The sequence below is a fragment of the Prochlorococcus marinus str. MIT 0917 genome (assembly GCF_027359575.1).
GTDB lineage: Bacteria > Cyanobacteriota > Cyanobacteriia > PCC-6307 > Cyanobiaceae > Prochlorococcus_B > Prochlorococcus_B marinus_D.
Window position 1 is genome coordinate 321,835 of record NZ_CP114784.1, and the last position, 12,127, is coordinate 333,961.

General features: G+C 31.3%; 10 protein-coding genes. 8 read left to right on the plus strand and 2 right to left on the minus strand.

The genetic code is table 11. The features are described 5' to 3' along the window. The first annotated feature begins 12 nt into the window (after positions 1-12). Genes O5637_RS01730 through O5637_RS01740 form a run of 3 tightly spaced genes read left to right on the plus strand, consistent with a single transcriptional unit; the run spans position 13 to position 3,065 of the window. A complete protein-coding gene (locus O5637_RS01730) occupies positions 13-1,194 on the plus strand; it encodes a cysteine desulfurase family protein (protein WP_269605571.1) in 1,182 nt (393 codons plus the stop codon). A 7-nt stretch (positions 1,195-1,201) separates the two neighbouring features. Then, entirely contained in the window at positions 1,202-1,825 is a 624-nt protein-coding gene (locus tag O5637_RS01735) for a DUF1995 family protein (protein WP_269605572.1), read from the plus strand. A 4-nt stretch (positions 1,826-1,829) separates the two neighbouring features. Next, positions 1,830-3,065: a D-alanyl-D-alanine carboxypeptidase gene (locus O5637_RS01740; RefSeq protein ID WP_269605574.1), complete on the plus strand. Its 1,236-nt coding sequence runs from the start codon at positions 1,830-1,832 to the stop codon at positions 3,063-3,065. On the opposite strand, the gene coaD is transcribed toward O5637_RS01740, so the two are convergent. Beyond that, positions 3,062-3,538 (minus strand): pantetheine-phosphate adenylyltransferase, encoded by a 477-nt coding sequence (gene coaD, locus O5637_RS01745; protein ID WP_269605576.1) that lies wholly within the window; start codon positions 3,536-3,538, stop codon positions 3,062-3,064. The genes O5637_RS01740 and coaD overlap by 4 nt on opposite strands. 67 nt (positions 3,539-3,605) lie before the next feature. Between coaD and O5637_RS01750 the strand changes: the two genes are divergently transcribed. The 4 genes from O5637_RS01750 (at position 3,606) to O5637_RS01765 (ending at position 7,350) form a co-directional block, all read left to right on the plus strand. Beyond that, positions 3,606-4,088 (plus strand): flavin reductase family protein, encoded by a 483-nt coding sequence (locus O5637_RS01750; protein WP_269605578.1) that lies wholly within the window; start codon positions 3,606-3,608, stop codon positions 4,086-4,088. A gap of 18 nt (positions 4,089-4,106) precedes the next feature. Then, on the plus strand, positions 4,107-6,029 hold the full coding sequence (gene uvrC / locus O5637_RS01755; protein WP_269605580.1) for an excinuclease ABC subunit UvrC: 1,923 nt from the start codon (positions 4,107-4,109) through the stop codon (positions 6,027-6,029). Between the two features lie 92 nt (positions 6,030-6,121). Next, complete coding sequence (gene hemJ, locus O5637_RS01760) at positions 6,122-6,685, plus strand: protoporphyrinogen oxidase HemJ (protein ID WP_269605582.1); 564 nt, start codon at positions 6,122-6,124, stop codon at positions 6,683-6,685. A gap of 5 nt (positions 6,686-6,690) precedes the next feature. Next, entirely contained in the window at positions 6,691-7,350 is a 660-nt protein-coding gene (locus tag O5637_RS01765) for a PHP domain-containing protein (protein WP_269605584.1), read from the plus strand. A 5-nt stretch (positions 7,351-7,355) separates the two neighbouring features. Here the strand turns inward: O5637_RS01765 and cobN are convergent, their stop codons facing one another. Next, positions 7,356-11,129, minus strand: coding sequence for a cobaltochelatase subunit CobN (cobN, locus tag O5637_RS01770; protein WP_269605585.1), 3,774 nt, complete (start codon positions 11,127-11,129; stop codon positions 7,356-7,358). 71 nt (positions 11,130-11,200) lie between these two features. Here cobN and O5637_RS01775 point away from each other — a divergent pair, with 71 nt between their 5' ends. Beyond that, on the plus strand, positions 11,201-12,115 hold the full coding sequence (locus tag O5637_RS01775) for a branched-chain amino acid transaminase (RefSeq protein ID WP_269605587.1): 915 nt from the start codon (positions 11,201-11,203) through the stop codon (positions 12,113-12,115). Positions 12,116-12,127 lie beyond the last annotated feature (12 nt).

The following is a 12,127-nucleotide window of genomic DNA, read 5'->3' on the forward strand; positions in this document are numbered from 1 at the left end:
TTACTCTTCAATATGAATAATATTTATCTTGATGCATCAGCGACTACTCCGCCACATATAGATGTTATTAATAAACAAAAGGATATTCAATCTGAATGCTGGGGGAATCCATCTAGTATCCATAAAGTTGGAGTTATTGCAAGAGAGATTTTGGAAAGATCTAGATTATCAATAGCTAACAAATTAAAAGCTTCTTCCGATGAAATCTTTTTCACTTCTGGAGCAACTGAGTCGAATTATCTTGCACTTAAAGTTGTATCTAATACTCTTGATAAAGGAAGACTTATTATAAGTAGCGTTGAACACCCTTCTATTAACATAATAGCCAATCAATTGCTTAATGATGGATGGGATGTGAAATACTGGCCTGTAGATCGTTATGGAATTATTGATCTAGATTTGTTGGAGGAGATGTTATCTCCTCCAACAAGATTGGTTTCGATAATCTGGGGTCAAAGTGAGATTGGGGCTATTCAGCCCATTAATCTCATAGGTATGGAATGTAAAAAACGCAATATAATTTTTCATACTGACGCTACACAGGTCCTCCCTAGCGGTCTTATTGATTGGAGTAAATTAAATGTTGATATGGTTAGTGCATCTGCTCATAAACTTCAAGGCCCTAAAGGTATTGGATTATTAATGTTGCGAAGGGACATTCGAGATTTATTACTGAATAATCCTTCATATGGATTTAAGAACGGCTCTATAAGATCTGGTACTGAATCAGTTCCCCTTATTGCAGGTTTTTCGACAGCAATTGATCTGCTAAATGAATATGTAGAATTTAATGCTAATCAAACTTTATTTCCTGTGAATAATGTTTCCAAAATGACTTCACTTTTAAAAAAAAATCTAGTTAAGAATAAACAACTTACTTTTATTGGTCCTCATAAAGAAAGGCTCCCGAATAATCTTTCATTTCTTTGTCATACAAAATCAATGATTCCAATTAAAGGTAGAGAAATTGTTCGATTATTGTCACAACATGGCGTTTATACAAGTAGTGGTAGTGCTTGCTCATCATCTAGTCAAGGACCTAATCCCATACTGGTAGCAATTAATGTTGATAAACCACTTCTAGAATCTGGATTAAGAATAACTATTGGTCCATGGATTTCAATTGATGATATTAACTCAGTTTCAAATATAATAAATGAATCATTGCAATCTTTAGAATTTAAAAAACAATGATCATCAAATGAATAATAAGCTACCGTCAGATCTTAGAGAAGCAGAATCAAATGTATATGAATCAATTCAAAGTTATTTTTTAAGTAATTCTGAACAATCTTTTCTTTCTATCAACCTTAAATTTGAAGGATTAAGAATCAATCCAATAATTTTTCGTTTATCTAATAAACTATCTGAAATTAAGTTCGATAATATTTTATTGTGGGCCGATGCTGGTGGAGCGGCTCTTGCTAAAAGAGATAACCCTGAATTGGCTAATAAGATTTTTACATTTAAGGAGTTTATTAACTCTACAGACTCGTTGAATTCATTATTGTTAGTTTGTTCCCCTCAACCATACGATATTGAGATGTTTGAGCAAGTATGTTCCCATGCTAAATCATCCGTAATTATGATTAATGGCAAGCTGGAAGATCCAATAGTAGGAATCGGAAGTGTCGGTAGGGAAATGAGAAAAAGGTTTGCTGAAAAATGGCAAGTACTTTATTTTGTTCAACCATTATCCATGGGAGCCTTATTAAAAAAATTTCCCAATAACTGGGAGCTTTTTAAATTAAATTCTAACGGATATTCTTTTGTTAACTCATTTGATAAACGTCCTGATGATGAAACAATAATCCTAAACTTATAACTGTATGAAAAAAAAGTTATATATATATATTGGCTTATTTCTATTATCAATAAATATAGTTAATGGAACTTTATTTTCATTATATTCTTACATAAGACAAAGGCTTGATATAAATACTATAAGTCTTGAAAAGTTTAATATATGTGAGCCTTTGCAAGATAGATTGGAGGATTATACTTATAACTTTAATTCTAATATTAGCGTTAGTATTTTAGATGATTCTGGGGATTTTATTGTAGATATTAATGGTGAAATACCTAGAATCCCTGCCTCTAATCAGAAGATTCTTTCTAGCGCTTTCTCTTTAGACACCTTAGGACCTTATTATACTCTTAATACATCTTTAAAAGAGCTAAGTGATGGAAGCTTATACATTGATGCATCTGGTGATCCAGATTTTGATAAAAGTCATTTAGAAGAGTTAATTGATGATCTTAATAATACTAATTATAAGCCTAATTTACAATTGCCAATTATAATTAAAAGTAGCAATACAAAAAATTGGTGGCCTCCTAGCTGGCCTTATGCCGATAGAAAAGAAGAATATGGGGCTCCTATTACTAAGTATTCATTAGCTAGTAATGCAAGTGTTGATTCTTTAAATAATCCGATTGACAATTTTATTTATGAGTTAGACACTGCTCTACGAAAAAAGAATTTATCTAAAAAATATTATGTAAAATCCGTGAATGAAAACTATCCTATTGAGTATATTTCGACAAATAAAGTTATCAATTCAGCCCCTTTATATATTTTACTAAATCTTGTTAATTCTGAGAGCCACAATTTTACTGCTGAAGTTATTTTCAGACATTCATTAAATGATTGGTCACATGATTTTCCTAATCTAAAATACATGAATTGGATAAAAGATCAAAACTTTAAATCTGACAATTTTATTTTTGCAGATGCTAGTGGTTTATCAAGAAAGAATAGAGTTACTACCTATGGTTTGTCACAGTTTTTGAGAAGAATGAAACTTAATAGATTTTCTGACTATTACTTCTCATCATTTTCAATATTAGGTGTTAGGGGATCGTTAGCTAATGTAAATGCACCAGTAAACCTTAAGGGTAGAATTTTGGCTAAATCCGGAAGGCTTAAGAATGTTAGATCAGTTTCTGGTATTATATTAGGAGAGGGCAAAGTTTTTAGTATTATAGTTAACAATATGGATAATTCGACTAAACATATAATGAAAATATTATCAATAGTAGATAATAATAATTATTGTAATTAATTATTATTTAGTGCTATAAGATCTTTGGCTATAAACTCAGGAACCATATGACGAATCTCACCACCAAATCTTGCGACTTCTTTAACTACAGAACTACTTAAAAAGCTATGATGTGTTTCTGTCGCGAGAAAAATTGTTTCGTATTGATTATTTAAAGACCTATTTGTATGAGCAACCTGTAGTTCATATTCAAAATCACTCATAGCTCTTAAGCCTCTTAAAATAAGATCAGCATTATGTGTACGAGCACAATCCACAGTTAGACCTTTAAAAGCTATTGTTCTACAACCTGGTATATCTTTGGTAGCATTTTTGATCTGCTCAATTCTTCTATCGCACGAGAAAGTTGCCTTTTTTGATGGATTTTCTAATACTGCAATGAGAACTTCTCCAAATAAATCACTTCCTCTTTGAATTAGATCAAGGTGTCCAAACGTTAATGGATCGAAACTACCGGGATAAAGAGCCTTCATGGTTTTTTAACTTTAAAAATGTCCATTTCTTTCATAGAATCTCATATCTATAAACGTATCAAAGCGCATGACTCTTAATCAGGATGCCAAAAAAGTTCTTTTGCGCAAAATCCCTCATGGATTATTTATATGTGCAGTAAGAGAAGGAGATGAAATAAATGGTTTTACTGCTAGCTGGGTAACACAAGGTTCATTTACGCCTCCTTTAGTTGTAATGGCTGTTCGCGCTGATGGATCTAGTCATGGAATTATTCAAAGAACTAAGATGTTTTCTCTAAATGTGTTGAGAGAAGATCAAAAGGATCTAGCAGCTGTATTCTTTAAGCCACAAAAAGGATTAGGTGGACGATTTGAAGCTTGTAAATTTACTTATGGAGAGTTTGGTATGCCCTTAATCGAAGATGTAATAGGTGGAGTTGAATGTGAAGTTATTTCGGGCGTAGAACACGGCGACCATACAGTCTTTGTCGCTGAAGTAAAGAGTGCAGTATTGAATAAAGATGGATCTGCCTTAAATTTAGCGAGTACAGGTTGGAACTATGGCGGCTAATTTAACGAGACATGATCGGTGGAATTAACGCCGTTAATTAAGGACAAGTTAAGACTATCGAGTTTTTTGAAGGATATACCAAACGATCCTGGTTGTTATTTGATGAAAGATCGTGAGGATAGATTGTTATATGTTGGTAAGTCAAAAAAGTTAAGAAATAGAGTTAGAAGTTATTTCCGAGCCAGTGATGAATTGAGTCCAAGAATCTCTTTAATGGTTAGGCAAGTTGTAGATATTGAGTTGATAGTTACTGATACCGAAAGTGAAGCCTTAACTCTAGAATCAAATTTAATAAAATCTAATCAACCCTATTTTAATATTCTATTAAAAGATGATAAGAAATATCCCTATATTTGTATAACCTGGGGTGATAAATATCCAAGAATCTTTTTAACTAGGAAAAGACGGGAAAGACAGAAAAATGATAAATATTATGGTCCATACGTTGATGTTTATTTACTTAGACAGACCCTATTTAGTATAAAAAAATTGTTTCCTCTTAGACAAAGAAGAATACCGCTTTATAAAGATAGAACGTGTCTTAACTATTCAATTGGAAGATGTCCAGGCGTGTGTCAAGAAGAAATAAGTTCAGAAGATTATAAAAATACACTAAAACGAGTTGAAATGATATTTCAAGGTAGAACTGAAGAATTGAGACTATTATTAGAAAAACAGATGCATTCTTTTTCAGAGTCATTGAAGTTTGAAGAAGCTGGATCTGTCAGAGATCAGCTAAAAGGTATTGATAGATTGTATGAATCTCAAAAGATGATTATTCCTGATTCATCTGTATGCAGAGATATAATCGCATTGGCATCCGAAGAGAATATATCCTCTATTCAAATTTTTCAAATGCGATCAGGAAAATTAATTGGAAGACTTGGATATTTCTCAGATAATAATAATCTCAGTACCTCTCAAATACTTCAAAAAGTTGTAGAAAATCATTACTCAAATGTAGATCCGATTGAAATACCATCAGAAATATTAGTTCAAAATCAATTACAAAATACAGATATAATATCGGATTGGCTAAGTGACTTAAAAAAGCAAAAAGTTAATATAACAATCCCAAAAAGATCTAAGAAGGCGGAAATTATAAAATTAGTAGAAAAGAATGCAAATATGGAGTTGCAAAGAATTAGACAATCTCATGATAAAAATTTAGTTGAGCTTGACGATTTAACCAATATACTTGAGTTAGTAAAAATTCCAAAAAGAATAGAATGTTATGATATTAGTCATATTCAAGGTAGTGATGCTGTCGCTTCTCAGGTAGTATTTATTGATGGTATTGCGGCTAGGCAACATTACAGAAAATATAAAATTAAAAGTTCAAATATAAAACTAGGACATAGTGACGATTTCGAATCAATGGCTGAAGTTATTACTAGGAGATTTAAAAGATGGGCTCGTTATAAAGATGATGGGGGTGATATGAATAAACTATCAAGTAATCAATCTAGTGTTTTAGACAAGGATAATATGAATGATTGGCCTGATTTAGTTGTAATAGATGGAGGTAAAGGGCAATTAAGTTCGGTATTAGAGGCTTTAGAAGAGTTGAATCTAGATCAAAATATAAATCTCATATCTTTAGCCAAAAAGAAAGAAGAGATATTTATTCCAAATGTTAAACAATCATTAGACACTGACCCTAATCAACCTGGAATGCTTTTGTTAAGAAGACTTAGAGATGAAGCTCATAGGTTTGCAATTACCTTTCACAGACAAAAAAGAAGTCAACGTATGAAACGCTCTCAATTAAATGAGATACCCGGATTGGGACCACAAAGAATCAAATTATTATTGGAGCATTTTAGATCAATAGAGGCTATTCAAATGGCATCTCTTTCCGAACTTTCATCAGCGCCAGGCTTAGGATCATCTACTGCTGGTGTTATTCGAAATTATTTTCACCCAAATGAAAATAAATAATCTATTGATAAATTATTAACGACAATGGGACAGTTAATCTTTATTATAGTAATGTATAGAGTGATATGAATGTACGAAACATTTTATAGAATATGATTTTTTCACCAGAGACATATTTATGGTTTAAATCATTTCATATTATCGGTGTAGTTGTTTGGTTTGCAGGCTTATTTTACCTAGTCAGATTATTTATATATCATGTAGAAGTCCAGAATGAGAAAGAAGAAATAAGGGATATATTTAATAAGCAATATACATTAATGGAAAAAAGACTAGCTAATATTATAACAACTCCTGGCATGGTATTAGCTGTCATTATGGCATCTGGATTATTATATATGCAGCCTGTATATCTTACACAAACATGGATGCAGATTAAATTATTGTTTGTCGCTTTTTTACTTATTTATCATTTTTATTGCTATAAAATCATGAACGAATTAACTAATAATCAATATAATTATAGTGGACAGCAACTCCGTGCTTTGAATGAGTTGCCGACACTATTATTAGTAGTTGTTGTCATGCTTGTTGTATTTAAAAACCAGTTTCCAACTAGTGCAGCAAGTTGGTTGATATTTGGCTTAATTCTCTTTATGGCTGCAAGTATACAGTTTTATGCTAAATGGAGAAGAAATAGGAAACAATTGACTTAGTTAGTATGTCTGATATTGATTCTACTGAATTAATTAACATAATTAAATCAATTACTAAGAATAGTTGTCCAAATTCTATCAACTTTCACATGCATTCAACATTTAGCGATGGAAGTTTGACTGCTAAACAAATTTATTACCAAGCAATTGAATTAAATATTGATCATTATGCAATTACAGATCATCATTCAGTTAATGCATATATTGAATTAAGCAAAATTAGCGACTCTATATATAAGCAGAGATCAAATCTTCCTAAACTTTGGACTGGTATAGAAATTACTTGTCTATTAAAGGGGTGTTTAGTTCATGTTTTAGGTCTTGGATTTGATCATAATTCAAAATACTTATTACCTTATGTTGATCATAAGGCTGCTATTGGTAATGAATTATTAGCTTCGACAGTAGTAGATTCGATTCATAAAGCTAATGGAATTGCCGTTTTAGCTCATCCCGCTAGATATAAACTTCCATTTGATCTCTTGATTAATGAAGCATCAAAACTTGGTTTTGATGCTGTTGAAACTTGGTATAACTATGAAAGAGCACATAATTGGATCCCATCAGAATTTGTATGCGATAAAATTTTTGATTGCGTAAACTCTTATTCATTATTATCAACTTGTGGTACCGATAGCCACGGACTATCTCTTCTTAGGCGTTAAATAATTTATAAATTATTATTAGAAGTATAGTTTTCAATTTTACTATCTATATCTGATAGTAATTTTTTTATAGATGATATTTCTTCAATAGTTGCATTTGTCCAAAGTTTTCTGTTAGATGCTTCTAGTAATCTTTCAGCGATATCTCTTAAAGCCCAAGGATTGTTTTCACTAATAAAATTTTTCGTATTATTATTCATTAACCAATTATTCACTATAGATTGATAACACCAATTAGGAACTAAGTTTGTAGTTGCATCATAAGAGAATAAATAGTCAAGGCTAGCTGACATTTCAAAAGCTCCTTTATATCCATGTTCTTTAATCCCCTCTATCCATTTAGGGTTTAATAATCTGCTACGAACGACTTTATCAATTTCTTTTGAGAGTTTATGAATTCTTGGCCGTTGATACCTTGAATTATCTGCAAAATAGGCTTGTGGATCTGTTCCAGTAGTTTTTTTAATCGCGGAAATTAATCCACCCTGAAATTGATAGTAATCATCTGAATCAAGTATGTCATGTTCTCTATTGTCCTGACTATGAAGTACTACTTTTACCTTTGATAAATTACTTTCTAATCCATCTTTGTCTTTTATGATTTCACTTGAACCTTCATATCTCCATTTACTCCATTCGATAAAAGCATCAGCGAGTTCTGATTGATTCTCCCAAGATCCACTATTGATTATTTCTTGTAATCCTGCTCCGTATGATCCTGGGGCAGATCCATATATTCTTGATTTTGTATTTCCATTTCTATATGACTCAGCAAGTGGATTATTAGAAGAGGATTCTTTTAAATTTCCAATAAGATTTTGACCTCTTCGAATCAATTCAATTATCTGTGGAAATGCATCCCTGAATAAACCAGAAATTCTCAATGTTACGTCTACTCTTGGTCTGTTCAATACACTTAGGGGAATGACCTCAACGTCAACTACTCTTCTTAAAGTACCGTCCCATATTGGCCTTAAACCCATGAGAGCAAAAAGCTGACAAATATCTTCTCCACCATTTCTCATTGTTGAAGTACCCCAAATTGAAATAGCAAGGTGTGAAAGGTGTTCACCATTTTCTTGTAGGTAAAGTTCCATTATTTGTTCAGCACTTCTTTTCCCTAAGTCCCAAGCTGTTTCAGTTGGTATTGCTCTTATATCAACCGAAAAGAAATTCTTGCCTGTGGGTAAAACTTCTAATTTCCCTCTTGTAGGAGCCCCAGAAGGACCGCTAGAAATTCTTTTACCGTCTAAAGCCTCGAGAAAATTTATTTTTTCGTTAGCTGAACTATTTAATAGTTTGGGTAAAATATTATTTAGTAAATGATTTATAAAAATATTAGGTTTTTCATGATCTAGGTAATTTAAAATTTTACTTTCAAGTTTTATCTTCTTTTTTGATTTATTCTTGTAATTAAGTATTTTAAAACAATGAAACTCTATTATATATTTCCCAATGTCATTCAACCAGTCAACTACTTTACCAACTTTCCTTGCATTAATATCTGTATAGTCTTTAAATAAATCAATGTCAACTTGGTTTAAGTTTTTACTCTCTTCGTCACTCCAAGGGTCTAACGTAAAACCTAAATCTTCTGCTAAACCTTGTGTAAGACCGAGAATTTTTCCTGTAGGTACATTAGAAATTGTGAGTGTTAATTCTAATAATTTGTCTATACTCTGATTAACTCCAAAAACATGAAGACCAGTTCTTATCTGAGAATTCTTAATTTCACATAAATAACTCTCTGCATTATCTATTAGATCTTGTATAATTAATTTATCTTTTTCTGCTTTTAATTTACTTGATTCAATGCCTGGCCATGAATTTTTAATTAAAAGATCTAGTATCTTTTTTTCTAATAATTCATTTCTATTATCGTTAATTAATTTAGATTCATAATATTCATCAATTAAATTTTCAATTATTAGTAGGTCATTAAAACTACCGGCATGAGATAGTGGTGGGGTTAAATGGTCTATAATGATTGCATGTGTTCTTCTTTTTGCTTGGGAGCCTTCGCCAGGATCATTTACAATAAATGGATATATATTTGGAATAGGAGGACAAAGAATAAATGGGAAACAATTATGACTTAAGCCAACCCCTTTTCCTGGTAACCATTCCAAACTTCCATGTTTACCCAGATGTACAATTGCATTCGCTTTAAATGTATTATATAGCCAACAATATTGTGCAATATATTTATGTGTAGGAGGTAAGTCGGGCGAGTGTAAATCAGATAAATTATCGCTCTCATAACCCCTATTTGACTGAATTAAAATTGTTATGTTTCCAAAGTTTATTCCATTAATAGGAAATCCAGACTTTTCTAATTGAAAAGAATCAAGTGGGTCTCCCCATCGATTTGATATCTTTTCTTTAACTTTAGATTCGAGTTCTTTCCAATAAATTAAATAATCTTGAATATTTAAATATGATTGAGGTTCATTTGAGATTGTCTCTTCAGAATTGGTCCTATGACTTAATATAAGGTTAATTAATTCTTTACTATTATCAGGAATATCTTCATTTCCTAGATTATATCCCTCGTCTTTAAGCCAGTTCAAAATATTTAATAGGCTTTCGGGTGTATCTAATCCAACTCCATTCGCAATTCTTGAGTCTTTTACTGGGTAGTTTGCTATCACGAGAGCTATCTTTTTTTTTGAATTATTCGTTTGTTGTAGATAAGTTAGATTTTTGATATATTTTATGCACCATTCAATATGTTTTTCATAGGGCTCTGTTTTATATACAGCAATTGATAATTCATTATCTGTATAAGTAAGGTTTTTAAATGCAACTGGAATTGTACATATTCGACCATCCACTTCTGGTAATACAACTTGAATTGATAAGTCAATCGGGTTAAGACCTACTGTAGATTCTTTCCACTCAGTTATAGATGAGCTAGATATTAGTAGTTGATATACAGGTATATCTAATCTATCCCACAAGTTTTTTTTCACATCTTCATGTTTATATTCAACTGATGAAAATGAGGTTGTAGTTATTATTGCTTTTATGTTCTCTTTTTCTAATAAACTTATTATTTGATTCTCTATATTTTTAGATTTAAAACTTGTAATCCATATTATTTTTGCATTTAAGTTGTATTTATTAGATATATCATTTATTTTATCAGCTAACTCTGTATTGCCAGATTGTAAAAGTGATTTATAGAGAAATACGGCAATAGATGGATTATCATTATTTTTCCATTTCCATTTTATTAACTCATCATGATATTCAATTAAATCTGAATTTAAATTAATTTCTTCAACATCAATTAATTTCTCTAAGGTTTGAAGCATATAATTATAGTTTTTTATACCTCCTTGATTTAAAAGTGTTTGTATTAAATTAACTTTCTCTTGATTTAAGCTACTAATTTCTCGAACATCATTTGCTGTACTTTCAATTCCAGAGACTACTATAAGATGTCTATTTGGTTTCTCTAATTGCCATAAACCTAATTGTTCAAATCCATAAGACCAGTATGATCTTGACCCTAAAAACCTAACAAGAATAATTTCAGCTGTATTACATGTATTAGTTATATAATGATCAATTGATGCATTTGAAGATAAATAAGCTATAGGTAATGCTCTTATTTTATTTTTCCACTTATTATTGTCACGGAGCTTTAATACTGTAGATAAACAGGTTATATCAGATGTAGCGCTAGTTAGGAAGATAACTGGAGCTGACGGCTGTTCGATAAATGTATTTTCTTCTTGAGGTTCATTCCCTGGAAGGGTGGAAATTCTATGCATTCATTTATTATGTGTAATAAGAGCAGTAAAAACTGAAATGCTGATTGTTTTCATCTTAGCTGGAACTAATAATGCATAATTTTCTTCCATTCGCTTGGTTTGAAGGGCAATGTATCCCTTTTAATGAGGCGAAGCTATCTATAGCTACTCATGCACTTCATTATGGAACTGCAGCTTTTGGAGGAATGCGGGCTATTCCTGATCCAAATAATAGTAAATCATTTTTATTATTTAGAGCAGACAAACACGCAAAAAGATTATGTCAAAGTGCTAGATTTTTGATGACTGAATTAGATGAGGATTTTGTATTAAAGTCTCTTGAAACATTTCTTGTTAAAAACAAACCGACTCAACCTGTATACATCAGACCATTTGTATATACTAGTGACTTAGGAATTGCACCAAGGTTACATAATATAGAAACTAATTTCTTTATTTATGGAATAGAACTAGGTGATTATCTATCACCTGATGGGGTTACTTGTCGCGTTAGTAGCTGGACTCGTCAGCAAGACAACTCACTTCCATTAAGAGGTAAAATTAGTGGAGCTTATATCACTAGCTCCTTAGCCAAAACTGAAGCAGTAAAAAGTGGATTTGATGAAGCACTCTTATTAAATAGTCAAGGAAAAATCAGTGAAGCCAGTGGTATGAACATCTTTATAGTACGTAATGGTGAATTAATTACACCTGGTGTTGATCAAGATATTCTTGAAGGTATAACTCGTTCAAGTGTTATAGAACTTGCAAAAAAAGATGGTTTAAATGTTATTGAAAGACCAGTAGATAAAACAGAATTGTTTATATCCGATGAAGTATTCCTTACAGGTACGGCGGCAAAAATTACTCCTATAAAAATGATTGAATCTACATCAATGAGCAAAGATATGCCAATAATGAATTCATTAAGAACGAAGTTGACTAAAATTACAGAAGGTTTAGTTCCTGAATATGAAAATTGGGTTAAACGTGTACATATAGATTAAAATAAGATTATA

What these genes read in the sequence shown, in the direction of transcription:
- O5637_RS01730 (WP_269605571.1), top strand. Translation starts at nt 13, where the DNA reads ATGAATAATATTTATCTTGATGCATCAGCGACTACTCCGCCACATATA.
- O5637_RS01735 (WP_269605572.1), top strand. Translation starts at nt 1,202, where the DNA reads ATGAATAATAAGCTACCGTCAGATCTTAGAGAAGCAGAATCAAATGTA.
- O5637_RS01740 (WP_269605574.1), top strand. Translation starts at nt 1,830, where the DNA reads ATGAAAAAAAAGTTATATATATATATTGGCTTATTTCTATTATCAATA.
- coaD (WP_269605576.1), bottom strand. Translation starts at nt 3,538, where the DNA reads ATGAAGGCTCTTTATCCCGGTAGTTTCGATCCATTAACGTTTGGACAC.
- O5637_RS01750 (WP_269605578.1), top strand. Translation starts at nt 3,606, where the DNA reads ATGACTCTTAATCAGGATGCCAAAAAAGTTCTTTTGCGCAAAATCCCT.
- hemJ (WP_269605582.1), top strand. Translation starts at nt 6,122, where the DNA reads ATGATTTTTTCACCAGAGACATATTTATGGTTTAAATCATTTCATATT.
- O5637_RS01765 (WP_269605584.1), top strand. Translation starts at nt 6,691, where the DNA reads ATGTCTGATATTGATTCTACTGAATTAATTAACATAATTAAATCAATT.
- cobN (WP_269605585.1), bottom strand. Translation starts at nt 11,129, where the DNA reads ATGCATAGAATTTCCACCCTTCCAGGGAATGAACCTCAAGAAGAAAAT.
- O5637_RS01775 (WP_269605587.1), top strand. Translation starts at nt 11,201, where the DNA reads ATGCATAATTTTCTTCCATTCGCTTGGTTTGAAGGGCAATGTATCCCT.